The 22446-nt window shown below is 72.1% G+C and carries 25 protein-coding genes; 18 read left to right on the forward strand and 7 right to left on the reverse strand.

The annotated features are described in order from the left end of the window. Window positions 1-88 precede the first annotated feature (88 nt). Entirely contained in the window at window positions 89-637 is a 549-nt protein-coding gene (locus tag OG943_RS03050; protein WP_328608121.1) for a GNAT family N-acetyltransferase, read from the forward strand. Here the strand turns inward: OG943_RS03050 and OG943_RS03055 are convergent. Continuing rightward, window positions 634-1767, reverse strand: coding sequence for a hypothetical protein (locus OG943_RS03055; protein WP_328608122.1), 1134 nt, complete (start codon window positions 1765-1767; stop codon window positions 634-636). The genes OG943_RS03050 and OG943_RS03055 overlap by 4 nt on opposite strands. Next, entirely contained in the window at window positions 1767-2834 is a 1068-nt protein-coding gene (locus tag OG943_RS03060; protein ID WP_328608123.1) for a helix-turn-helix domain-containing protein, read from the reverse strand. Before OG943_RS03060 ends, OG943_RS03055 begins: the two co-directional genes overlap by 1 nt. 246 nt (window positions 2835-3080) lie before the next feature. Here OG943_RS03060 and OG943_RS03065 point away from each other — a divergent pair, with 246 nt between their 5' ends. The 4 genes from OG943_RS03065 (at window position 3081) to OG943_RS03080 (ending at window position 5045) form a co-directional block, all read left to right on the forward strand. Beyond that, window positions 3081-3701: a hypothetical protein gene (locus OG943_RS03065; RefSeq protein ID WP_328608124.1), complete on the forward strand. Its 621-nt coding sequence runs from the start codon at window positions 3081-3083 to the stop codon at window positions 3699-3701. 55 nt (window positions 3702-3756) lie between these two features. After that, entirely contained in the window at window positions 3757-4419 is a 663-nt protein-coding gene (locus OG943_RS03070; protein WP_328608125.1) for a Crp/Fnr family transcriptional regulator, read from the forward strand. Window positions 4420-4491: 72 nt separating this feature from the next. After that, on the forward strand, window positions 4492-4842 hold the full coding sequence (locus OG943_RS03075; protein WP_328608126.1) for a hypothetical protein: 351 nt from the start codon (window positions 4492-4494) through the stop codon (window positions 4840-4842). Further along, the gene (locus OG943_RS03080) at window positions 4839-5045 is read left to right on the forward strand and encodes a hypothetical protein (RefSeq protein ID WP_328608127.1); all 207 of its coding nucleotides are present in this window, start codon (window positions 4839-4841) and stop codon (window positions 5043-5045) included. The genes OG943_RS03075 and OG943_RS03080 overlap by 4 nt, the downstream gene beginning before the upstream one ends. Before the next feature lie 60 nt (window positions 5046-5105). On the opposite strand, the gene OG943_RS03085 is transcribed toward OG943_RS03080, so the two are convergent. Further along, entirely contained in the window at window positions 5106-5561 is a 456-nt protein-coding gene (locus tag OG943_RS03085) for a GatB/YqeY domain-containing protein (protein ID WP_328608128.1), read from the reverse strand. Between the two features lie 185 nt (window positions 5562-5746). Here OG943_RS03085 and fmt point away from each other — a divergent pair, with 185 nt between their 5' ends. Genes fmt through OG943_RS03100 form a run of 3 tightly spaced genes read left to right on the forward strand, consistent with a single transcriptional unit; the run spans window position 5747 to window position 8597 of the window. Then, window positions 5747-6673, forward strand: a complete 927-nt coding sequence (gene fmt, locus OG943_RS03090) for a methionyl-tRNA formyltransferase (protein WP_328608129.1) — start codon at window positions 5747-5749, stop codon at window positions 6671-6673. Further along, window positions 6670-8094: an RsmB/NOP family class I SAM-dependent RNA methyltransferase gene (locus OG943_RS03095; protein ID WP_328608130.1), complete on the forward strand. Its 1425-nt coding sequence runs from the start codon at window positions 6670-6672 to the stop codon at window positions 8092-8094. The genes fmt and OG943_RS03095 overlap by 4 nt, the downstream gene beginning before the upstream one ends. Next, window positions 8091-8597 (forward strand): flavoprotein, encoded by a 507-nt coding sequence (locus OG943_RS03100; RefSeq protein WP_328608131.1) that lies wholly within the window; start codon window positions 8091-8093, stop codon window positions 8595-8597. The genes OG943_RS03095 and OG943_RS03100 overlap by 4 nt, the downstream gene beginning before the upstream one ends. 85 nt (window positions 8598-8682) lie before the next feature. Here the strand turns inward: OG943_RS03100 and OG943_RS03105 are convergent, their stop codons facing one another. Further along, entirely contained in the window at window positions 8683-9810 is a 1128-nt protein-coding gene (locus tag OG943_RS03105; protein ID WP_328608132.1) for a serine hydrolase domain-containing protein, read from the reverse strand. A gap of 100 nt (window positions 9811-9910) precedes the next feature. Next, complete coding sequence (gene phoA, locus OG943_RS03110) at window positions 9911-11302, reverse strand: alkaline phosphatase (RefSeq protein WP_328608133.1); 1392 nt, start codon at window positions 11300-11302, stop codon at window positions 9911-9913. A gap of 180 nt (window positions 11303-11482) precedes the next feature. Here phoA and rpe point away from each other — a divergent pair, with 180 nt between their 5' ends. The 6 genes from rpe (at window position 11483) to OG943_RS03140 (ending at window position 15633) form a co-directional block, all read left to right on the forward strand. Then, entirely contained in the window at window positions 11483-12169 is a 687-nt protein-coding gene (gene rpe, locus OG943_RS03115; RefSeq protein WP_328608134.1) for a ribulose-phosphate 3-epimerase, read from the forward strand. Between the two features lie 94 nt (window positions 12170-12263). Beyond that, window positions 12264-12902, forward strand: a complete 639-nt coding sequence (locus OG943_RS03120) for a riboflavin synthase (protein WP_328608135.1) — start codon at window positions 12264-12266, stop codon at window positions 12900-12902. Between the two features lie 56 nt (window positions 12903-12958). Beyond that, window positions 12959-14230 carry a bifunctional 3,4-dihydroxy-2-butanone-4-phosphate synthase/GTP cyclohydrolase II gene (locus tag OG943_RS03125; RefSeq protein WP_328611983.1) on the forward strand — a complete coding sequence of 424 codons (1272 nt, stop codon included), beginning with the start codon at window positions 12959-12961 and terminating at the stop codon, window positions 14228-14230. After that, window positions 14227-14733 (forward strand): 6,7-dimethyl-8-ribityllumazine synthase, encoded by a 507-nt coding sequence (ribH, locus tag OG943_RS03130; protein WP_328608136.1) that lies wholly within the window; start codon window positions 14227-14229, stop codon window positions 14731-14733. The genes OG943_RS03125 and ribH overlap by 4 nt, the downstream gene beginning before the upstream one ends. Before the next feature lie 8 nt (window positions 14734-14741). Next, window positions 14742-15194 (forward strand): PH domain-containing protein, encoded by a 453-nt coding sequence (locus tag OG943_RS03135; protein ID WP_328608137.1) that lies wholly within the window; start codon window positions 14742-14744, stop codon window positions 15192-15194. Window positions 15195-15264: 70 nt separating this feature from the next. Next, a complete protein-coding gene (locus OG943_RS03140; protein ID WP_328608138.1) occupies window positions 15265-15633 on the forward strand; it encodes a hypothetical protein in 369 nt (122 codons plus the stop codon). An 18-nt stretch (window positions 15634-15651) separates the two neighbouring features. Here the strand turns inward: OG943_RS03140 and OG943_RS03145 are convergent, their stop codons facing one another. Beyond that, entirely contained in the window at window positions 15652-16443 is a 792-nt protein-coding gene (locus OG943_RS03145) for an exodeoxyribonuclease III (protein WP_328608139.1), read from the reverse strand. A gap of 55 nt (window positions 16444-16498) precedes the next feature. Then, window positions 16499-17215 carry a S1 family peptidase gene (locus tag OG943_RS03150; protein WP_328608140.1) on the reverse strand — a complete coding sequence of 239 codons (717 nt, stop codon included), beginning with the start codon at window positions 17213-17215 and terminating at the stop codon, window positions 16499-16501. Between the two features lie 268 nt (window positions 17216-17483). On the opposite strand from OG943_RS03150, the gene uvrC reads away from it, so the two are divergent. Genes uvrC through whiA form a run of 4 tightly spaced genes read left to right on the forward strand, consistent with a single transcriptional unit; the run spans window position 17484 to window position 22382 of the window. Then, entirely contained in the window at window positions 17484-19481 is a 1998-nt protein-coding gene (gene uvrC, locus OG943_RS03155; RefSeq protein WP_328608141.1) for an excinuclease ABC subunit UvrC, read from the forward strand. A gap of 17 nt (window positions 19482-19498) precedes the next feature. Beyond that, the gene (rapZ, locus tag OG943_RS03160; RefSeq protein WP_328608142.1) at window positions 19499-20389 is read left to right on the forward strand and encodes an RNase adapter RapZ; all 891 of its coding nucleotides are present in this window, start codon (window positions 19499-19501) and stop codon (window positions 20387-20389) included. A 1-nt stretch (window position 20390) separates the two neighbouring features. Then, complete coding sequence (locus OG943_RS03165; protein WP_328611984.1) at window positions 20391-21353, forward strand: gluconeogenesis factor YvcK family protein; 963 nt, start codon at window positions 20391-20393, stop codon at window positions 21351-21353. A gap of 36 nt (window positions 21354-21389) precedes the next feature. Further along, on the forward strand, window positions 21390-22382 hold the full coding sequence (gene whiA / locus OG943_RS03170) for a DNA-binding protein WhiA (RefSeq protein ID WP_315660405.1): 993 nt from the start codon (window positions 21390-21392) through the stop codon (window positions 22380-22382). Window positions 22383-22446: the final 64 nt, after the last annotated feature.

Genomic DNA, 22446 nt, shown 5'->3' on the forward strand with positions numbered 1-22446 from the left:
GGGTGGCCACCTGGCCCGGGTCGACGCGCCCGAGCCGTCCTTTCGACGTCGCGATGCCGGCCGGCCCGGTGAGGAGGAGCCCCCACCGATGACCGAGGCTGCCATCAGGTCGGCCGAACAGACGGACCTCGCCGTTCTCGCTACGCACCTGGGGGATCCCGGCTACTTCGAGGACCGCCTGCTCCGCCAGACGAAGGGGCTGGGAGTTCTGTACACCGCTTGGCACGGGTCCGAACCGGTCGGTGACCTCTACCTGTGGCTGGAAGAGGCCGAGGAGGCCCCGATCCGGGAGCACCTGCCCGGTGTGCCACTGCTGACCCATCTGGAGGTACGGGAGGGGCTGCGGAGCCGGGGCATCGGCCGAGCCCTCGTCGAAGCGGCCGAGGAGAGTTTGGTCAAGCTCGGCCACGACCTCGGCGCCCTGGCGGTCCGGACGGACAACCACCGCGCCGCGCGCCTGTACCGCAGGCTCGGCTACCACGACTGGGGCCGCGGTGAAGTCGTCTGCAACGCCACGCGGACGGCCCCCGACGGGAGCATGGTCACCGAGCCGGAACTGTGCCGGGTGATGGTGAAGGACCTGCTGGGCCGCCATCCGAGGCGGCTCGCGGAGGGAGCCTGCGGGCACCCGTCCTAGCGGGGGCCTTGGACGGCATCGGACAGGGAGAGGTCGCGAAACACCTTCTCCATGCTGTTCTCCTCACCGTCCGGAATGGACAGCAGCTCCAGGTAGTCCTTCCACGCCGACCGGTCCCGGCGCCAGCTCTCCAGATAATCGACGCAGAACTTCGGTTTGATCAGCTCGCTCTGGCGCAAGGCGGCCCTCAGCGACTCGTGCATGTGCCGGGTGTCGCCCCGATCCGGCGTTTCGGCCAGCAGCTCCCGGATGAGCTGTCGCCGGCTCTCGAGAAAGGTGGCCCAGTAGCCCAGGGTCGCGTCGACTGGCCCTTTTCGATCATCGAGGAGCCCGTACAGCCCCTCAGCCAGGGTGTCGCCCAGTTCCTCGGACTCGGCGCGTTGCGGGTTGTGGTAAGGGTCGTAGGGCTCTTGCTGAGCTTTGCCGGTGACGGCGGTCCGCAGGAGGCGCTGGTCGTCGAGAAGGAAGAACCAGTCCTCGTTGTAGATGTCGGGGAAGAACGAACCGAAAGCCCGGCGCTCAACGGCCAGGGCGCCGCCGCCGACGAAGGTGTCCTGGCGGCGGCCGGAACTGCGGAGAGCGTGGCAGACCACGGAGTTGTCGGGCATCCCGGAGTTGGTCAGCCCGACCGCCGCGTACTCGCCGAGCAGACCTGCGGCCGCGCTGAGGTGCGTCGGGTCGGGGAAGGAGATGTCGTCGTCCAGGAAGAGGACCCGCTCCCAGCCGGCCAGGTTCGCGATCATCAGGCCCAGATTGCGTTTGAGACTGGTGTCGGTGCCGCGGGTGAAACCGCGGTTCGTGAGCAAGGCTTCCGTCTCGAAGCGGGGCACCAGGTTGTCGTTGTCCAGCAGGCCGAGGTCCACGCCGTAGGCCCGGACCCCGCTCTCCTTGGCCGCGACCATGGTCTCCGCCACGGATGCGTCCTTGCTGCACAAGACGATCAGCGTCGCCTCGGTCCGGCCGGCCGCCTCGATCGCGTTGGCGAGGCCGCCCGGGCGGCGGCTGGTGGGCACGATGATGGCGTCCAGGTTTCCCGGAGTCACTCCGGCCGCGTCCACCCGGTCCACCAGGTCCTGGTGACTGGGATGCTGGTCGGCGAGGGCCAGCCGCTCGATCGGCGTCGCTGTCATTATTCGGTGCCCTTCCGAGACCAGGTGTGGAGACAGGCGTCGGTGAGCGCCCAGTCGGGAGTGATTGCCGCGCCGCGGAAAACGGTGACCCGGCTGATGACGCTGAAGGATTCCGCATCGCCGAAACGCTCGTCCAGCCACTCCTGGTTGCGTTCGCGAAACCGCTTGTCGGTCAGCGCCCGTACCACGCCGTAGGTCCCGCGACCGAACGTGCCGTTGCACAACGTCACCGTTCGCTCCGGGTTGAACGGGTTGCGGCCGTGATAGAGGTGGGCGACGTCGGCCACCAGGTGACCGCCCTGGTCCAGCTCGGCGGAGAAGAACTCCGTGCCGCCGTCGTCGCGGCTGACCTCGAACCCGCCGAGCGGCCCGTTGGGACCGTCGCGCCGCACCTGCCGCACGGGGATGTCCATCAAGTCGAGCAGCGCCCGGGTCTGGGTGTTCCAGTCGACCCCGCCGAGCACGATGAGGTGCGCGGTGTTGTCGTCGCGCTTCAGCGGCGTGCGTTCGTCCGTGGTCCGGAAGGTCAGGTCGCTGTGGGGGTTGCACATGCGGACGTGGCCCACCAGCTCGACCAGCGAATCGAGGTCCGCGTAGGTGTACAGCTCCACGTAGTCGGGGCTCTCGGGATCCGCGAAAGTGCTCTGCCGCAATTCCTCCGGCAGCCTCGCGCAGACGATCACGATGTCCTGGTCCGGCGGGAACTGCCACAGGTTGTGGGCCGCCGGGGCTTCCACCAACGATCCGGAGGTGGCGTCGGTGCCATCGCGGAGCTGCTGGAGCTCCTTCAGAAGAACGTTCCGCCGGTCACGCTCTTCCGGGGCGAGGTCGCCGGCCGAGAGCACCCGATAGGGTTCGCGCTCGACCGAGCGCTTGCTGGCAAAGAAGGTCGCGTAAGCCTCGAGCCGGACCGGCGGCGGGACAACCGTATTTTCCCAGGACGACAGCAGCGCGGTGCTCACGCCGAACGCCCTGGCCAGGTGGGTCTGGGTGAGCGGCACCCCCGGCCAGGTCTCCTTGCGCAGGGCGCGCAGCCGCTCGGCGAGCGGCGGGCTGTCTCCGGCCACAGTTTCAGGCCCTTCAGTGAAATTCAGCCAGTGGGTGAATTTGCGGGATTCTACCGTACACCCTCGTCAAGTGCTGGGAGGGGCGCATGAAGGGTGTCGTAACAGCGGTAGGGGTCGTTACATGCAGGTGCAGGGGTTGTGTCACGTCGGGAACGGACATTGTTTCAGGCGGCTTCAGGCCTTACAGTAGTGATTGTGAAATTTCAGTAGATTTCAGTAAGCTTCTGAAACCCCCAGGAGCCGGCCATGGACAATCGAGTGCTCGGTATGCCCCTCCACCGGACGATAGTGGTGGTCGACGTCGAAGGTTCGACGATGTTGACCAACCCGGAGCGCGCCCTGATGCGGGAGAGGCTGCGAAGACTGCTCGACGCGGCGTTCCTCGCGGGCGGGATCGAGGAGGAGTTCCGCGACCCGATGATCGACCGGGGTGACGGGGCACTGTGCCTGGTCCGTCCGGTCGACGAGGTGCCGAAGACGGTGCTGCTCACGAGATTCGTCCCGGCCCTCACGGAAGCGTTGTGGCGGGCGGCGGAAGAGCCGCGGGGGGAGGCGTTCCGGCTGCGGGTCGCGCTGCATGCCGGCGATGTCCACTACGACGGGCACGGGGCGTACGGCGAGGACATCGACTTCGCCTGCCGCCTCCTCGACGCCCCGGTCGTCAAGCGGTGGCTGAAGAATTCCACTGACCCGCTGGTCCTCGTCGTCTCCAGTGAGATCTACCGGACGGTCGTGCGGCACGGGTACGAGGGCATCGACAGCGGCGCGTTCGACCACGAGGTCTCGGTGCGGGTGGGCGGGCAGCGCATGCGGGGGCGGATCCGCAGTGCGGAGCCGGTGCTGCCCGGGACCGGGCTCAGCGCGTAGAAACCTGCTGCGGGGCGGAAAATGGAAACCTTGCCGCGACCACGAAGGGCCGGGTATGGAGGTGCACGGGTTCTGGACCGCGCTCGGCCCCTCCGATCGCGCGAAGATCACCCCGCTCGGGACGCAGCGGCTCTACCGGCGCGGCGAAATCCTTTGCCGCGAAGGGGATCCGGGCGGGATTGTGCTGGTTTTGATCCGTGGGCACGCCCGGATCATCACCGTGACGCCCGACGGGCGTGAAGTCCTCATCGCCGTGCGGGGGAGCGGGGACGTGGTCGGGGAACTGGCCGCGATCGACGGCGGGCCCCGCTCGGCGACCGTCGAAGCGCTGGACGACGTCGAAGCGCTCGAGGTGGCCGGCAGCCGGTTCGCCGCATTGTGCCGCAGGGAGCCGGAAATCTCGTGGGCGCTGCTGGTCGTCCTCAGCGAAAGACTGCGGGACGTCGGGAAGCAGTGGCTCGACCTCGGCGGGGGTGCCATCGCCCGGCGGGTGGCCGCGCAGCTCATGCAGCTGGCTGTGCAGCACGGGGCCCAGCAAGGTACTGATATCGAAGTCGTCGTGCCTGGAACACAAGCAGAACTGGCGATGACAGCGGCGATTTCGCGGGAATCGTGGGCGCGTGTCACCCGGGAACTGAGGGAGCGGGGCATCATCAGCACCGGCCGCCGCCGGCTGACGATCCATCGGATGGACGAACTGCGCCGGCTGGCGCGTTGAACGTGTCTGCTGACACAGATTCCGCGCTCGCCCAGGGGTTTCCTTGAGGTTCACCACCGAGGGAGGCACCCCATGGAACCGTTTCTTCCCGTACCGCAACCGATCCGCTGGCGTCGCGGGGTCTACGCGGCCGCGCTGGTCATCCCGTTCACCGTGGCGCAGGTGTGGGCGCTGCTGGTGCTGATGAGCGTCGCGCCGCTCGGCGGGCTCGTCGGGCAGGCGTTCCTGGTGTCCTTGCTGGGTTCGCTCGTCGCGGTGGCGGCGGGCTGGCGGTGGACGTGGCTGCTGACCTCCGAACGTCGCCGCGAGCGGGACCGCGCCCGTGACCTCGAGCGTGTCCGTTATCTCGAGCGCGCCCGCGAGTTCGACCGTGACCATGACTTCGACCGTGACCTCGTGGCCAGGCACCTGACCGGGGTATGACCACCGCGACGCTGGCGGAGGCCGTCACGGGCGCCTCCGCCGGACCGGCGTCGCTGATCGTGCTGGCGCTGGTGCTGCTCGTCGCGTCCGGCCGGGTGCTGCGGCGGCCGGTGAGGTTCGCCGGACGGCTGCTCGGCCTCGCCGTCGCCGCGTCCGGCATCAGCGCGTGGGTGACGGTGACGATGGTCGTCGCCGTCCAGTGAGCGCGACCAGCTCGTGAGTGTTCCGGACGGTTAGAACCGTCATAGCCACTCACGAGTCCTTCAGCCGGCCAGTTGGCGTTTCACCTCCGCGGCCACGCGGCCGCCCTCGGCGCGGCCCGCGACCTTCGGGCGGAGCTCCTTCATCACCGAGCCCATCGCGGCCGGGCCGGTGGCTCCGGACGCGGCGACGGCGTCGGTCACCAAAGCGGTCAGCTCCTCGTCCGTGAGCTGGGCCGGGAGGTAACCCGTGAGCAGTTCCGCCTCGGCGCGTTCGCGGGCGGCGGACTCGGCGCGGTCGCCCTTCTCGAAGGCCTCCGCGGCGTCGCGGCGCTTCTTCACCTCGCGGGTGATGATCTTGAGCACCTCGTCGTCCGACAGCTCGCGGGCGGTCTTGCCCGCGGTCTCCTCGTAGCCGATCGCCGACAGGGTGAGACGGAGCGTGGCCGAGCGCAGCTGGTCTCGGGCCTTGATGGCGGTGGTCAGGTCGTCGTGCAGGGTCGCCTTGAGCGTGGTCATGCCCTGATCCTGGCACCAACCGGGCCCGTTCGCGCCGGGCGCCGCGCTACCGGCCGGGGCCCGCCTGCGCCCAGCCTCGCCGCACCGGCCGGGCCCGCGCCGAGCAGCGCGTGACGGTGCCTTCTAGACTCGACCCCGATGTTCGACCAGTGTGAATTCCCCCTTTCCCCGGCGGAGGTGCCGTGATGCGGCTCGTCTTCGCCGGCACCCCCGACCCCGCCGTGCCGTCCCTGCGCGCCCTGCTCGAGTCCGGGCGGCACGAGGTGGTCGCCGTCGTCACGCGGCCCGACGCCCAGTCCGGCCGCGGCCGGCGGGTCGTGCGCTCGCCCGTCGGCGCGCTCGCCGACGAGCACGGCATCGAGGTGCTGACGCCCGCGCGCGCCGGTGACCCCGCGTTCCTGGCGCGCCTGACGGAGCTGGCGCCCGACGCCTGCCCCGTCGTCGCGTACGGTGCGCTGCTGCCGCAGTCCGCGCTCGACATCCCGGTCCACGGCTGGGTGAACCTGCACTTCTCGCTGCTGCCCGCGTGGCGCGGCGCCGCCCCGGTGCAGTCCGCGATCCGCGCTGGCGACGAGATCACCGGCGCGTCCACCTTCCGGATCGTCAAGGAGCTGGACGCCGGCCCGGTGTTCGGCGTCGTGACCGAGAAGATCGGGCCCACCGACACCGCGGGCGTGCTGCTCGGCCGGCTCGCCGAGTCCGGCGCCGGCCTGCTGCTGTCCACCATGGACGGCATCGAGGACGGCTCGCTGCGCGCGGTCGAGCAGTCGGGCGAGGGCCTCAGCTACGCGCCGAAGGTGACGGTGGACGACGCGCGGGTGTCGTTCGCCGACCCGGCGGCGGCCGTCGACCGGCAGATCCGCGCGGTGACGCCGGAGCCGGGCGCGTGGGCGGAGTTCCGCGGCGAGCGCTTCAAGCTGGGACCGGTCACGGTGGTCGACGAGCCCGGCCCGCAGCCGGGCGAGATCGTGGTGGAGCGCAAGCGCGTGCTGGTCGGCACGGCGACGAAACCGTTGCGGCTGGGCGAGGTCCAGGCGCCGGGCAAGAAACGGATGGCGGCCACCGACTGGGCGCGCGGTACACGGATCGACGAGGGAGAGCGCCTGCGGTGAACGAGCGAGGCGAACGGCGGCCGTCACGGCCGCAGCGGGACCGTCCGGCCCCGCGCAAGGAAGGTCCGCGGCGTCCGCCGGAGGTCGACCCGGCCCGGCAGGCCGCGTTCGACGTCCTGCGCGCGGTGCGTGAGAAGGACGCGTACGCGAACCTCGTGCTCCCGCAGCTGCTGCGCGAGCGCCGGATCACCGGCCGCGACGCCGCGCTGGCCACGGAGCTGACGTACGGCGCTTCGCGGGCGCAGGGCCTGCTCGACGCGGTCATCGGCGCCTGTGCCGAGCGTCCGGTGGAGAAAACCGACCCGGTGGTGCTCGACGCGCTCCGGCTCGGCGTCTACCAGCTGCTGCGCACCCGCATCCCGCAGCACGCCGCCGTCGGGTCCACTGTGGACCTGGTCCGGGCCGAGGCGGGTTCGTGGGCAACGGGGTTCGCCAACGCGATCCTCCGCGGAGTGTCCGAAAAGGACGAACAGACCTGGCTGGACCAGCTGGCGCCGGACGAGGCCACCGACCCGATCGGCGCCTACGCGCTGCGCACCGCGCACCCCCGTTGGGTCGCGCGCTCCTTCGCCGAGGCGTTGGGGGACAAGGGCGCCGAGCTGAAGGCGGCGCTGGCGGCCGACGACGCCCGGCCCGAGGTGCACCTGGTCGCCCGGCCCGGCGAGATCAGCGCCGACGAGCTGGCCGCGATCACCGGCGGAGACCCCGCGCCGTACTCGCCCTACGGCGTCCGGCTGCCCGCCGGCGCCGGCGACCCGTCCAACGTCGAGCCGGTGCGCGAGCGGCTCGCCGCGGTGCAGGACGAGGGCAGCCAGCTGTGCGCGATCGCCGCGACGAAGGCGCCACTGGACGGCTCCGACGAGCGCTGGCTCGACTTGTGCGCCGGCCCCGGCGGCAAGGCCGCGCTGCTGGGCGCGCTCGCCAAGATCAGCGGGGCCCGCGTGGACGCCGTCGAGAAGGCGCCGCACCGCGCGCGCTTGGTCGAGAACACCACCGCCGGCCTGCCGGTGACCGTGCACGTCGCCGACGGCCGCGAGTCCGGGCTCGAACCCGGTTACGACCGGGTGCTCGTCGACGCGCCGTGCAGCGGCCTCGGCGCGCTGCGGCGGCGGCCCGAGGCGCGCTGGCGGCGCAAGCCCTCCGACGTCGCGGACCTGACCCGGCTGCAGGGCGAGCTGCTCATCGCGGCGCTGGACCTGGTCCGCCCGGGCGGCGTGGTGACCTACGTCGTGTGCTCGCCGCACCTGGCCGAGACCGAGGGCGTGGTCGGCGAGATCGCCCGGCGCAGCAAGGCCGAGGTGCTCGACTCCCGGGAGTTCTTCCCCGGCGTCCCGCAGCTCGGTGACGGGCCGTACGTGCAGCTGTGGCCGCACCGGCACGGCACCGACGCGATGTTCTGCGCCACGCTCCGCAAGCAGTGAGGGACCTCGGGCTCGTCGCGAGCTCGTGCGGTGGGCTGGACACCCGGTTCACCGCCGAGCTGGCGAAGCCCGCGGCCGCGCGCGGCTGGCGTCTCGCGGTCACCCTGACCCCGACGGCGCACCGCTGGCTGGACACCACCGGCGGCCTCGGCGAGCTGGCCGCGACCACCGGCCTACCCATCCGCTGCGCCGGACGGCTCCCCGGCGAGCCGCGGCCGCACCCCGACCCCGGGGTGTTCCTGTTCGCCCCCGCGTCGGCGAACTCGGTGGCCAAGCTGGCCCTCGGCATCGCCGACAACCAGGCGCTCACCCTGCTCGGCGACGTGCTCGGCGCGCCCGGCGTGACGATCGTGCTCGCCTACCAGATCCAGGACACCCGGGTGCACCACCCGGCCTGGCGCCGGCACCTGGACACGCTCACGGGCGCCGGGGTCCGGCTGCACCGGCTCGACCCCCGGCGCCCGTGGTCCGAGGTGCTGGACCTGCTGCCGCCCGCCGGTTAGCGCGCGATGGTGCCCTGAAGGCCACCTTCAGGGGCGGATACGACCCTCAAGGTGGCCTTCAGGGCGTGGAGCGCAAAGCCGCTGGTTAGCGCTGGGTCAGCGCCGTCTCGAGGGCGGCGTCGAGGTGCCCGGTGGCGGCTTCCGGCCCCGGCGCCTCGTTGATCAGCACGGTGGCGCTGCGTCCGCTGTCGGTGACGCCGGCGCGGGCGTAGAAGCCGAAGATTTCGCCGTCGTGGCCCCAATACCGGCCGCCGCCCGGCAACGGCTGGAGGATCAGGCCCAGGCCGTAGCCCTGAGTGCTGCCCGGGATCGGCACGGTGCGCTTCATCTCGGCGAGCTGGGCCGGCGGCAGCAGCCGTCCGCCGAGCAGGGCGGTGAAGAACGTGTCGAGGTCGGCGCCGGTGGAGACCAGCGCGCCCGCCCCCGCGGCGATGCTCGGGTCGAAGTCGGTGAAGTCCACTGGGCCGTCCGTGTCCGGCAGGTCCACGTAGCCGCGGGGGTGCGGGGCGGGCAGCGTCTCGTCGCCGCGGCCGGGCAGCGACGTGCCGGTCAGCCCGAGCGGGCGGCTGATGCGGGCGCTGATCTCGTGGGCCAGCGACTGCCCGGTGACCCGCTCCACGAGCATCTGGGCCAGCACGTAATTGGTGTTCGAGTACGACCAGGACGTGCCGGGCGCGAACAGCGGCGGGTGCGCCAGCGCCATCGCGACCAGCTCGGCCGGCTCGGCGCCGCGGTGGCGCAGCTGCTCCACGTTGCCCTGGAGCAGGTAGTCGGTGTAGTTGGGCAGGCCGCTGGTGTGCTGCAGCAGCTGGCGCACGGTGATCTTCGTGCCGTCGTTGCCGTTTCCGGTCACGACCCCCGGCAGGTACGCCGCGATCGGCGTGTCCAGGCGGACCCGGCCCTCGGCGACGAGCTGCAGCACCACCGTCGCGACGAAGGACTTCGTCACGCTGCCCGCCCGGAACCGCGCGCCGACCGGCATCGGGGTCCCGGACGCGAGGTCGCCGACGCCGCTGCGGACGGTCCGCGTCCGGCCGCCCTCACGCACCACGGCCTCCGCGCCCGGCACGCCGTCGCCCACCGTGAGCACGGCGAGCGCCTGCCGGACCGGGTCGGCAGGCGCGGCCGTGGCCGGCGCGGCGACCACGGCCGCGGTCAGCACGGCGAGCGTGCCGACGGCGGTGATCTGCCTGCAGCGTAAGGACATTCTCATGATCTTCCCCTCGGTCGAGTGCCTCAAGGAAGATCGTGTCGCGGCGGCGCGGGCGAAACCACCGGGCTGGCCCCCGAGCCGTCCGGGGGCTTACCCCACCTCAGCGCAGGCGCAGGGCCCGCTTGATGGTGCCGAACAGGTCGGTCTGGTTGGTCAGGCCGACGATGTTGGCCGCCTGCGGGCCGTAACCGGCGATGCGGACCTGGGTGCCGGTGTGGTCCATGGACTGCCCGGCCAGGGCGGTGCCGTAGTTGAGGGTCATGTTCGCGCCCTCGTTCGTGACCAGCGTGGCGGTCTCGCCGGGGCTGACCGTGCCGTTGCCGATGATCTGGCTGGTGTGGCCGTGGTCGGCGGTGACCAGCACCAGCGTGTCCGCGTGGCTGCGGGCGAAGGCCATCCCGGCGGCGATCGCCGCGTCGAAGTCGACCACCTCGCCGATCTGGCCGCACGGGTCGGCCGCGTGGTCCTGCTTGTCGATGCTGGCTCCCTCGACCTGGAGGAAGAAGCCCTTGTCGCCGCGGCGGTCGTCGAGCAGCTGCAACGCCTTGCGGGTCTGGTCGGCGAGCTTCGGCTGTGTGGCCGGCAGGTCCGGGTTCGGGGTGCAGCGCGACGGCGCGGTGCCGCCCGTCTTGGCCAGCGGACCGGTCCAGTTCACCGGGAGGTTGCCGTCGGCGAACAGGCCGAGCAGCGGCTTGCCGGGCTTCGCGGCGGCGAGGTCGGCGGCGGTGCGGGCGACCTGGTAGCCCGCGGCCTTGGCCTGGTCCAGCACCGGCTTGCCGGCGAACTTGCCCGCCTTGGCGTTCTGCGCGAAGTACTTCGCGCCGCCGCCGAGCAGGACGTCGGGACGCGTCTGCACGAGCTGCTCGGCGATCGAGCCGGCGCCGCCGTTCTCCTTGGCGTTGGCCGGGCAGAGCTTGCTGGTCTCGTCCGGGCCCTTGCAGTCGCGGCTGACCACGTGCGAGCCGAGCACGGCCGGGGTGGCGTCCTGGACCTCGGCGGTGGTGACGTCACCGGTGCGCAGGCCGGCGCGCTTGGCCAGCTCCAGGACCGTCGGCACGGGGTTGCCGTACGCGTCGACCGAGATGGCGCCGTTGTAGCTCTTGGTGCCGGTGGCCCAGCCGGTGCCCGACGCCGCCGAGTCGGTGACGTAGTCGGGCTTGGCCGGGTTGCCCTTCTCCACGGCGTAAGTGGTGTAGTCGCCGGTCAGCGGCAGCTCGTCCATCGCCAGCCGCCCGGCCGCGCCGCGGGAGTAGTTGCGCGCCGAGGTGATCTCGGACTGGCCCATGCCGTCGCCGATGAACAGGACCACGTTCCGCGCGCTGCCGCCCTGGATCGCGTTCCGCACCTCCTGGGTGCGGTCGCCGGCCGAGGCGGCCCGGACGCCGGCGTCCCCGGGCGTCGCGAGGGCCGTGCCGCCCGCGGCGGCGACCAGCACCGCGCCCAGCGCGCCCGCGGTCAGCCACTTGCGGCGGCCTGCGAAGAGCGTTCTCATCGGTTCTCCTAGTACGGGGTTTTTCTCCGGATACATACGGAAGTTCCGGACTGGGCCATTAGTCCTGCCGCATGTGTTCCGTACGCGGAATCGCCATGAGCGAAGAATGTCCGTAAAGCGAACAACCGGGGCGTCACAGCCGGTGAGCGGCCACGGGCGGCCGCCTCCTACACTCGGGCCGTGGCCGAACGACCCCTCATCGCACCCAGCATCCTGTCCGCGGACTTCGCCCGTCTGGGCGAGGAGATCGCCGCCGTCGCGCACCCGGGGGAGACCCGCGCGGACTGGGTGCACGTGGACGTGATGGACGCGCACTTCGTGCCCAACCTGACGCTCGGCCTGCCCGTGGTGGAGTCACTGCTCAAGTCCACCGACGTGCCGGTGGACTGCCACCTGATGATCGACGACCCGGACCGCTGGGCGATCGGGTACGCCGAGGCCGGCGCCTACAACGTCACGGTGCACGTCGAGGCCGCCGCGGACCCGGTGAAGCTGGCGAAGAACCTGCGCGCGGCCGGGGCGAAGGCGGGCCTGTCGATCAAGCCGGGCACGCCGCTGGAGCCCCACCTCGAAACCCTGAAGCACTACGACACGCTGCTGGTGATGTCCGTGGAGCCGGGCTTCGGCGGGCAGTCGTTCATGCCGGACGTGCTGGACAAGGTGCGCACCGCGCGCCGCCTGGTCGACACCGGGCACCTCAAGCTGGTGCTGGAGATCGACGGCGGGATCAACGCCGACACCATCGAGCAGGCGGCCGAGGCCGGCGTCGACTGCTTCGTCGCCGGCTCCGCGGTCTACGGCGCGCAGGACCCGGGCAAGGCGGTCGCCGCGCTGCGCGAGCAGGCCGCCCGGCACCGGGCCGGCTGACGCCCTCGCCCGGGGAAGCACCCGGGCACGGCCGGGTGTTGGATGGAAGGCACCCGGTTCGGCGGGTGGTTTCTTCTCAGGGGAGGCAGTAGCGGTGTTCACCGGCATAGTCGAGGAAGTCGGCGAGGTCACGGCGGTCGAGCAGCTGACGAACGCGGCGCGGCTCACGGTCCGCGGCCCGCTGGTCACCTCCGACGCGGGCCACGGCGACTCGATCGCCGTGAGCGGCGTCTGCCTGACCGTGGTCACCGTTTCGGGCGGCGAGTTCACCGTTGATGTGGTGAACGAGACACTGCAGCGCTCCAGCCTCGCGAAGGTGGCCGTGGGCGACGCCGTGAACCTCGAGCGCGCGACCCCCGCGGGCGGGCGGCTCGGCGGGCACATCATGCAGGGCCACGTCGACGGGACGGGCGTCTTCCTCTCCCGCGACGAACAGGGCGTGACCACGTTCGCCCTGCCCACGGGCCTGGCGCGGTATGTGGTCGAGAAGGGCTCGATCGCCGTCGACGGCGTTTCGCTGACCGTCGCGGCCATCACCGAGGACTCGTTCTCGGTCGCCCTGATCCCCACCACGCTGGAGGTCACCACCCTCGGCCGGCGGACCGCCGGCGACCTGGTGAACCTGGAAGTGGACGTGGTGGCGAAGTACGTGGAGAAGCTGGCCATCCCGCATCTGGCCGGCCGGGCGCACAATGACCACGTCAGCGGGGACGGTACGAAGGAGCAGGCGTGAGCGAGACGAGGGCGGCCGAGCCGCAGACGGGGTGGACGCCCTGCGGCGCCGGCGCGGTGTTCGACGCCGACGCGATCGAGGCGGCGATCGCCGACATCGCCGCGGGGCGCGCGGTGGTCGTGGTGGACGACGAGGACCGGGAGAACGAGGGCGACCTCATTTTCGCCGCGGAGAAGGCGACGCCGGAGCTGCTGGCGTTCATGGTGCGCTACACCTCCGGTTACGTCTGCGTGCCGTTGACCGAGGCCGAGGCGGACCGGCTGGACCTGCCGCCGATGTTCCACACGAACCAGGACGCCCGCGGCACCGCCTACAGCGTGACCGTGGACGCCGCCGAGGGCATCAGCACCGGCATCTCGGCCGTGGACCGGGCGCGGACCATCCGGCTGCTGGCCGACCCGGACTCCAAGGCCACGGACTTCCGCCGGCCCGGCCACGTCGTCCCGTTGCGGGCCAAGGAGGGCGGCGTGCTGCGCCGTCCCGGCCACACCGAGGCGGCGATCGACCTGGCCCGGATGGCCGGGCTGCACCCGGCCGGGGTGCTCTGCGAGATCGTGTCGCAGAAGGACGAGGGCGAAATGGCGCGGCGCGACGAGCTGGAGGTCTTCGCCGCCGACCACGGCCTCACGATCATCAGCATCGCCGACCTGATCGCCTACCGGCGCCGCACCGAGAAGCAGGTGGAGCGCGTCGCCGAGGCGCGGATCCCGCTCGCCGCGGGCACCTTCCGCGCGGTCGGTTACGACAGCCTGCTGGACGGCATCGAGCACGTCGCCTTCGTCTACGGCGAGGTCGGCGACGGCGAGGACATCCTGGTCCGCGTGCACTCCGAGTGCCTCACCGGCGACGTCTTCGGCTCGCTGCGCTGCGACTGCGGCCCGCAGCTGGAGGCCGCGCTGTCCGCGGTCGCCGCCGAGGGCCGCGGGGTGGTGCTCTACATCCGCGGGCACGAGGGCCGCGGCATCGGCCTGCTGCACAAGCTGCAGGCCTACCAGCTGCAGGACGACGGCGCGGACACCGTGGACGCGAACCTGGCGCTGGGCGTGCCCGCCGACGCCCGCGACTACGGCACGGGCGCGCAGATCCTCTGCGACCTGGGCGTCCGCTCGATGCGGCTGCTCACGAACAACCCGGCCAAGCGCGTCGGCCTGGAGGGCTACGGCCTGCGCGTGACCGGCCGCGTGGCGCTGCCGATCTCGCCGAACCCGGAGAACCTGCGGTACCTGCGCACCAAGCGCGACCGGATGGGGCACGACCTCGCGCAGCTGGACCACTACGAGCAGGTGACGGCAGCCGGGCCGGACGGGGAAGGGGAGAGCACGCGATGAGCGGGGAAGGACGTCCCGACGTCGAGCTGGACCTGAGCGACTGCAAGTCGCTGCGGCTGGGCATCGTGGCGACGCGGTGGAACGCGGGGATCACCGACGTGCTGCTGGAGCGCGCGCTGGTGGCGGCCAAGGAGGCCGACCTCGAGGAGGAGCCGACCGTGGTCCGCGTGGCCGGCGCCGTGGAGCTGCCGGTGGCGGCCCAGGCACTGGCGCGCAACCACGACGCGGTTGTCGCGCTGGGCGTGGTGATCCGCGGGGGCACCCCGCACTTCGAGTACGTCTGCGACGCGGTGACGGCCGGCCTCACGCGGGTGGCGCTGGACGAGAGCACCCCCGTCGGCAACGGCGTGCTGACCTGCGACACCGAAGAGCAGGCGCTGGCCCGGTCCGGAAAACCGGGCTCGGTGGAGGACAAGGGCTACGAGGCCGCCGTCGCGGCGCTCGACACCGCCCACGTGCTGCGCGGCCTGCGCCAGCCGTGGACCGAACGGGGATTCGTGTGAGCGGGACCATGACCGAGCAGCAGACGGAGACCCTGGTGATCCGCCCCCGGCGGACACTGATCATGTGCAGCGTGCTGGCGGTGCTGCTGCTGGGCGTGTTCATCGTGGTCGCGGTGCTGCTGCGCAATTCGCACACCGGCGTGGTGTTCGAGCCCGCCGACCAGGCCGCGATGATCGGCATCGGCATCCTGCTGGCGGCGGGCACCATGCTGTTCGCCCTGCCGCGGGTCCGCGCGGACGCGGCCGGCGTCGAGGTCCGCAACGTCCTCGCGACCCGCCAGTTCGCCTGGACGGACGTCCTGTCGGTCAGTTTCCCGGACGGCGCCTCCTGGGCCCGTTTCGAGCTGCCCGAGGACGAGTACTTCTCGGTGATGGCGGTGCAGGCCGTGGACCGCGACCGTGCGGTCGCCGCCGTGCGCGCGCTGCGCCGCCTGCACCGGGCGGCGCACGAGGCTGCTTGAGTTTTCGCGCCCGAGCCGTCCGGACCTTCGGGTTCGGGCGGCTTTTCGCTGTGGTGAAAGGGAAAACGGTATGGAACAGGCTCTTCGCGCGAGCGCTTGGCGGGACGGCTCGTGGTACCGCGTCCGCACCGCCCGGTTCGAGGCGGCGTTCGTCGTCTCCGACGAGGAACTGGACCGGGTGGAGAACGTCGACGTCGAGGTCCGGCTCGCCGACGGCTCCCGCTGGACCGCGACGGTCTTCACCGTCGCCGAAGTCGGCCGGCTGATGGCGCGGTGGGCGGACAGCGGCGAGGCGCTGGGCGGACGCTACTTCTGGTGCTCGGACGGCCTCATCGTCCGGGACGCGGGCATCACCGCGATCACCGACGTGCTCAGCGGGCTGCTCGACAACGGCGACTTCACCAGCGTCCTGCGCCGCTGTGTTGATGAGAGCAGTTGATGAGAGCGGCGGTGGGGACTATGCCGCCGGGGACGGCAGTGAAAGGTCCACCACCACCGGCGCGTGATCCGAGGAGCCCTTGCCCTTCCGGGCCTCACGGTCCACATAGGAGTCCGCCACCGCGCCGGTGAACGCGCGGTTGCCGTAAACCAGGTCGATCCGCATTCCCCGGTTGTTGGGGAAGTTCCCGGCTCGGTAGTCCCAGTAGGTGAACGGGTGGTCGTACTTCTGCGGGCGCGGGAAGACGTCGCCGAGGCCCACGGCGCGCAGCCGTTCCAACGCCGTGCGCTCGGGCCCCGTGACGTGGGTCGAATCGGCGAATGCCGTGATGTCCCAGACGTCCTCGTCCGACGGCGCGACGTTGAAGTCGCCCAGCACGGCGAAGGGCGCGTCCGAAAGCTCCGCCGAGACGGTCTGCCGCAGCGCCTCTAGCCACTCCAGCTTGTACGCGTAGTGCGGGTTGTCCGGCTCACGCCCGTTGGGCACGTACACCGACCACACCCGCACGCCGCCGCAGGTGGCGCCGATCGCGCGGGCCTCGGCGGCGCCGTCGAACTGCGGCTCGCCGGTCAGGCCGCGGGTCACGTCGGCCAGCCCGATCCGGGAGAGGATCGCCACGCCGTTCCAGCGGCCCAGGCCGTACGCGGCGACCTCGTAACCCAGCTCCCGCACCGGTTCGACGGGGAAGGCCTCGGTGGTGCCCTTAAGTTCTTGCAGGCACAGCACGTCGGGGGCCGAGTGCTCCAGCCAGTCGAGCACGCGCGGCAGCCGCGGCACGATCGAGTTGACATTCCACGTCGCGATGCGCATGCCCGCCAGGATAGGGGTGCGCGGCCGGGCGGACCCGCCGCGCACCCCGCCCGGCTCAGACTCCGGCCGTGGTCCGGATCCACGAGCGGCTGGACGCGACGCTCGCGTAGTTGTTGGTGCCGCGGGTGTTCGTGCCGCTCTGGTTCTGCACCGTCGACGCGACGCCGACCTGCGCGCCGTTCGACAGCTCGGGCCCGCCCGAGTCGCCCTTCCACGCCGAGCCGTTGACGCCGACGCTCTGGATCGCGCGGCCGCCGTAGGCGTCCGTGGAGCGGCCGGTGACCTGGACGTTCGCCACCTTCAGCGCGGACGCCGGCGGTCCGGTCGGCGTGGTGCGGCCCCAGCCGTAGAGCTGGTTGGAGCTGCCGTTGGCCGGGTCCGCGCTGCCGAGGGTGACCGGCGCGGCGCCGGTGGTCTGCGCGAGGTGCAGGAGGGCGATGTCGCCGTTGGGCGACTCCTTCTTCTGGTCGACGGCGATCTTCGTGCCGCCGAAGAGGGTGTTGGTGCCGACCCGCACGAACATGCCGCTGCCGTCCTCGTCGAGGCAGTGCACGGCCGTCATCACCCAGCTCGGCGCGATGACCGTGCCGGAGCAGTTGAAGCCCTGGAAGTCGCGGCCGGGGGTGTTGACGTACACCTGCGCGCCCCAGCTGACGGTGGGAGCGGTGCCGCCGCCGACGATGTCCGTCTGGGCGCCGGCGACAGCGCCGCCCGCGAGGGTCAGCGCGACGGCGGCGGCGGTGGCTGCGCCGGCGATACGGATTCTGCTCAAGGCGGGATCCTTTCGGGGACCGGTGGGGACCGGGGGAGACGCCGAGTGCTCTCGGCCGAACGGAAAGTAACCGCGCGTTGACCAGGGCCGGAACCGACGAACGTCGCTTCTGTCCGAAGCACCCGACTTCCGTCGGGTCACCGGTCCCTGAAGGCCACCTTCAGGGACCGTCGTGCCCTGAAGGTGGCCTTCAGGGCACGACGCGACGAAACCCGGGCAGGCGAGGGGCCTCGCGAAACTGTCGGTGCCGCGCCATAGGGTGGTGACCGTGGCTGACCCGACCACCTACCGTCCCTCGCCGGGGAGCATCCCGGACGCGCCCGGCGTGTACAAGTTCCGCGACGCCGCGAAGCGGGTCATCTACGTCGGCAAGGCCAAGAGCCTGCGCAGCCGGCTGAACTCCTACTTCGCCGACCTCACCGGCCTGCACCCGCGCACCCGGCAGATGGTGACCACCGCCGCGAGCGTCGAGTGGACCGTGGTCAGCACCGAGGTCGAGGCGCTCCAGCTGGAGTACAACTGGATCAAGGAGTTCGACCCGCGGTTCAACGTCCGCTACCGCGACGACAAGAGCTACCCCGTGCTCGCGGTGACGATGAACGAGGAGTACCCGCGGCTGCACGTCTACCGCGGCGCGCGCAAGAAGGGCGTCCGCTACTTCGGCCCGTACGCCCACGCGTGGGCCATCCGCGAGACGCTCGACCTGCTGCTGCGCGTGTTCCCGGCGCGCACCTGCTCGGCCGGGGTGTTCCGCCGCCACGGCCAGATCGGCCGGCCCTGCCTGCTCGGCTACATCGACAAGTGCTCGGCGCCGTGCGTCGGGCGCGTCTCGGCCGACGAGCACCGCGGGATCGTCGAAGACTTCTGCGACTTCCTGGCCGGCCGCACCGACGCGATGGTCCGGCGGCTGGAGCGGGAGATGGCGGCCGCGTCCGAGGAGCTGGAGTTCGAGCGCGCGGCCCGGCTGCGCGACGACCTCGGCGCGCTGCGCCGGGCCATGGAAAAGCAGGCGGTGGTGCTCGGCGACGGCACGGACGCCGACGTGGTCGCCTTCGCCCACGACGATCTCGAGGCCGCCGTCCAGGTCTTCCACGTCCGCGGCGGGCGGGTGCGCGGGCAGCGCGGCTGGGTGATCGACAAGGCCGAGGAGATGGACGTCCCGGCGCTGGTCGACCACTTCATCACGCAGTTCTACGGCGAGGAGTCCGAGCGCGCGGAGCGCGACGACGTGAACGGCGGGCCGGTGGTGCCGCGCGAGGTGCTGGTGCCGGAGCTGCCCGCGGACGCCGAGCCGCTCGCCGAATGGCTGTCCGGCAAGCGCGGCTCGCGGGTGAGCCTGCGCGTCGCCCAGCGCGGGGACAAGAAGGCGCTGGCGGAGACCGTGGCGCGCAACGCCGCCGAGGCGTTCACCCAGCACAAGCTGCGCCGCGCCGGCGACCTCACCGCGCGCTCGGCCGCGTTGCAGGAGCTGCAGGACTACCTGGCGCTCGACAGCGCGCCGCTGCGCATCGAGTGCATCGACATCAGCCACATCCAGGGCAGCGACGTGGTCGCGTCGCTGGTGGTGTTCGAGGACGGTCTCGCGCGCAAGTCCGAGTACCGCCGGTTCGCGCTGCGGGAGGCGGCCGACGAGGGCGACGTCGCGTCGATCGCCGAGGTGGTCCGCCGCCGGTTCCACCGCTACCTGAAGGAGAGCGCGGAGGAGGCGGCGGACCGCGACAGCGCGGCCGGCGAAGGGGCCGAGCCCCCGCGTCCCGGCATCGACCCGGAGACCGGCCGCCCGCGCAAGTTCGCCTACCCGCCGAACCTGCTGGTGGTCGACGGCGCGGGCCCGCAGGCCACCGCGGCCGCCGAAGTGCTCTCGGAGCTGGGCATCACCGACATCGCCGTGGTCGGCCTCGCGAAGCGGCTGGAGGAGGTCTGGCTGCCGGCCGACCCGGACCCGGTGATCCTGCCGCGCACGTCCGACGCGCTGTACCTGCTGCAGCGGCTGCGGGACGAGGCGCACCGGTTCGCCATCCGCTACCACCGCGAGAAGCGGTCCAAGCGCCTGCAGACGTCCGAATTGGACAGTGTGCCCGGGCTCGGGCAGGCTCGGCGCACCGCGCTGATCAAGCACTTCGGCTCGGTGAAGAAGCTCAAGCAGGCCAGGGTCGAAGAGATCGAGGCGGTGCCCGGCTTCGGCAGGCGCACCGCGGAGGCCGTGGTGGCGGCACTGGCCGGGGAGACCGGTGCCACCGCCCCGGGAGGGGAACAAGGGTCGTGATCGGAGAAGGAACCATCATGAGTGCGCAAGAGGACAACCGGGGGACCGGGATGGAGGTCGCCGTCGTCAGCGGCCTGTCCGGGGCGGGGCGCTCCACCGCGGCGAAGTGCCTGGAGGACCTGGGCTGGTTCGTGGTCGACAACCTGCCGCCGGAGCTGATCGCCACCATGGTCGAGCTGGGCGCGCAGGCGCGCGGCGCGATCACCAAGGTGGCCGTGGTGATGGACGTGCGCTCGCGCGCGTTCACCGACGACCTGGCCTCGGTGATCAAGGACCTCGACGCGCGGGGCTACAAGCCGCGCGTGCTGTTCCTGGAGGCCACCGACGCGGTGCTGGTGCGCCGGTTCGAGGCGGTCCGCCGCGGCCACCCGATGCAGGCCGACGGCCGGCTCGCCGACGGCATCACCGCCGAGCGACGGCTGCTCGCGCCGCTGCGCGAGGAGGCCGATCTGGTCCTCGACACGTCCGCGCTGTCGGTGCACGACCTGCGCGCGAAGATCGAGGACGCGTTCGGCTCCGAGGCGAGCACGCAGACCCGCGTCACCGTGCTCTCGTTCGGCTACAAGTACGGTCTCCCGATGGACTCCGACCTGGTGATGGACGTGCGGTTCCTGCCGAACCCGTTCTGGATCCCGGAGCTGCGGGAGCACACCGGGCTCGACGGCGAGGTGCGCAACTACGTGCTGTCGCAGGAGGGCGCCGAGGAGTTCCTCGACCGCTACCACCAGCTGCTGCGCCTGATCGGCGCGGGCTACAAGCGCGAGGGCAAGCGGTACCTGACGCTCGCGGTGGGCTGCACCGGCGGCAAGCACCGCAGCGTGGCGATCTCCGAAGAGCTCGCCCAGCGACTGTCCAATGAGGACGGAATGGCCGTGAAGGTGGTGCACCGCGACCTTGGCCGCGAGTGAGGTGCGCGCTGTCGCGCTCGGCGGGGGACACGGCCTGCACGCGACGCTGACCGCGTTGCGGCGGGTCACCCGCAAGGTCACCGCCGTGGTGACCGTCGCCGACGACGGCGGGTCGTCCGGCCGCCTGCGCCGGGAACTCGGCCTGCTGCCGCCCGGCGACCTGCGGCAGGCGTTCGCGGCGTTCGCCGCCGAGGACGGCGGCACGCTGTGGGCCGAGGTGTTCCAGCACCGGTTCGGCGGTGACGGCGCGCTGGCCGGCCACGCGGTGGGCAACCTGCTGCTGGCGGGGCTGTTCGAGGTGCTCGGCGACCCGGTGGCGGCGCTGGATGAGGCGTGCCGGCTGATCGGCGTGTCCGGGCGCGTGCTGCCGATGTCGCCGGAGCCGCTGGAGATCGAAGCGGAGGTGAGCGGCCTCGACAGCGAGGACCCCGACGCGCTGCGCCGGATCCGCGGCCAGGTCGCGGTCGCGAGCACCCCGGGGCAGGTGCACCGGATCAGCCTGCACCCGGTCGGGCGCCTGCCGCGGCCGCCGAAGGGCTGCCCGGAGGCGATCGAGGCGGTGCTCGGCGCCGACGTCGTGTTCCTCGGCCCCGGCTCGTGGTTCACCAGCGTGCTGCCGCACGTACTGGTGCCGGACCTCTACGACGCGCTCGTGCGGACCACCGCGACGAAGGTCGTCGTGCTGAACCTTGTCCCCCAGCCGGGGGAAACTGCCGGGTTCTCGCCGGAGCGCCACCTCGACGTACTCTTCGAGCACGCGCCCGGTCTGCGGGTCGACGCCGTCATCGCGGACCGCGATTCGGTGCCGGACCCGGCAAGTCTGCGCCGCGCGGCCCGGCGGCTCGGCGGCCGGGCCCACCTGGGGGCGGTGGCCGACCCGGTGGTGGAGGGACGGCATGATCCTGATGCGCTCGCCCGGTGCATGAGAGAGGCTCTCGGTCTCGGTGGGGAGCACCGTGGGTGACGGCGGGCGCGGAGCGGAAGGCAGGAGGGGCAGTACATGGCGATGACCGCCGCGGTGAAGGACGAGCTGAGCCGGCTCGAGATCACCAAGATGGGGCCGCGCCGGGCGGAGGTCGCGTCACTGCTCCGCTTCGCCGGGGGGCTGCACATCGTGGCCGGCCGGGTGGTCGTCGAGGCGGAGCTGGACACGGGCTCGGTGGCGCGAAGGCTGCGCCGGGAGATCCACGAGCTCTACGGGCACCATTCGGACGTGCACGTGATCACCGCGAGCGGCGGGCTGCGCAAGGGGACGCGGTACGTCGTGCGCGTGGTCAAGGACGGTGAGGGCCTGGCCCGCCAGACCGGGCTGATCGACCAGCGCGGGCGCCCGGTGCGGGGGCTGCCCGCCGCGGTCGTCTCCGGCGGGGTGGCCGACGCGGAGGCCGCGTGGCGCGGCGCGTTCCTGGCGCACGGCTCGCTGACCGAGCCGGGCCGCTCGTCCTCGCTGGAGGTCACCTGCCCCGGTCCGGAGGCGGCGCTGGCGCTCGTCGGCGCGGCACGGCGGATGGGCATCCAGGCGAAGTCGCGGGAGGTGCGCGGCGCGGACCGCGTGGTGGTCCGCGACGGCGACGCGATCGGCGCGCTGCTGACCCGCCTCGGCGCGCACACGAGCGTGCTGCAGTGGGAAGAACGGCGGATGCGCCGCGAGGTGCGCGCGACGGCGAACCGGCTGGCCAACTTCGACGACGCGAACCTGCGCCGCTCGGCCCGCGCGGCCGTCGCGGCGGCGGCCCGCGTGGAGCGCGCGCTGGAGATCCTCGGCGACACGGCCCCGGACCACCTGCTGGCGGCGGGCAAGCTGCGGCTGTCGAACCGGCAGGCGTCGCTGGAGGAGCTGGGCCAGCTGTCCGACCCGCAGATGACCAAGGACGCCGTGGCCGGCCGGATCCGCCGCCTGCTGGCGATGGCCGACAAGCGCGCCAAGGACCTGAGCATCCCGGACACGGAGTCGGCCGTCACCCCCGAGATGCTCGAGGACGAGGAAGCCTGACCGCCCCGGCGATCGCCCGCAGCCACGGCTCGGCGATCGCCGGCTCGCGCGTCAGCTGCCGGAC

It is taken from the genome of Amycolatopsis sp. NBC_00345 (assembly GCF_036116635.1).
Lineage (GTDB): Bacteria > Actinomycetota > Actinomycetes > Mycobacteriales > Pseudonocardiaceae > Amycolatopsis.

Bases quoted from the DNA above. Each gene is read 5' to 3' on its own strand.
- OG943_RS03050 (WP_328608121.1), top strand. From the start codon at position 89: ATGACCGAGGCTGCCATCAGGTCGGCCGAACAGACGGACCTCGCCGTT.
- OG943_RS03055 (WP_328608122.1), bottom strand. From the start codon at position 1,767: ATGACAGCGACGCCGATCGAGCGGCTGGCCCTCGCCGACCAGCATCCC.
- OG943_RS03065 (WP_328608124.1), top strand. From the start codon at position 3,081: ATGGACAATCGAGTGCTCGGTATGCCCCTCCACCGGACGATAGTGGTG.
- OG943_RS03070 (WP_328608125.1), top strand. From the start codon at position 3,757: ATGGAGGTGCACGGGTTCTGGACCGCGCTCGGCCCCTCCGATCGCGCG.
- OG943_RS03075 (WP_328608126.1), top strand. From the start codon at position 4,492: ATGGAACCGTTTCTTCCCGTACCGCAACCGATCCGCTGGCGTCGCGGG.
- OG943_RS03080 (WP_328608127.1), top strand. From the start codon at position 4,839: ATGACCACCGCGACGCTGGCGGAGGCCGTCACGGGCGCCTCCGCCGGA.
- OG943_RS03085 (WP_328608128.1), bottom strand. From the start codon at position 5,561: ATGACCACGCTCAAGGCGACCCTGCACGACGACCTGACCACCGCCATC.
- fmt (WP_328608129.1), top strand. From the start codon at position 5,747: ATGCGGCTCGTCTTCGCCGGCACCCCCGACCCCGCCGTGCCGTCCCTG.
- OG943_RS03105 (WP_328608132.1), bottom strand. From the start codon at position 9,810: ATGAGAATGTCCTTACGCTGCAGGCAGATCACCGCCGTCGGCACGCTC.
- phoA (WP_328608133.1), bottom strand. From the start codon at position 11,302: ATGAGAACGCTCTTCGCAGGCCGCCGCAAGTGGCTGACCGCGGGCGCG.
- ribH (WP_328608136.1), top strand. From the start codon at position 14,227: ATGAGCGGGGAAGGACGTCCCGACGTCGAGCTGGACCTGAGCGACTGC.
- OG943_RS03135 (WP_328608137.1), top strand. From the start codon at position 14,742: ATGACCGAGCAGCAGACGGAGACCCTGGTGATCCGCCCCCGGCGGACA.
- OG943_RS03140 (WP_328608138.1), top strand. From the start codon at position 15,265: ATGGAACAGGCTCTTCGCGCGAGCGCTTGGCGGGACGGCTCGTGGTAC.
- OG943_RS03145 (WP_328608139.1), bottom strand. From the start codon at position 16,443: ATGCGCATCGCGACGTGGAATGTCAACTCGATCGTGCCGCGGCTGCCG.
- rapZ (WP_328608142.1), top strand. From the start codon at position 19,499: ATGAGTGCGCAAGAGGACAACCGGGGGACCGGGATGGAGGTCGCCGTC.
- whiA (WP_315660405.1), top strand. From the start codon at position 21,390: ATGGCGATGACCGCCGCGGTGAAGGACGAGCTGAGCCGGCTCGAGATC.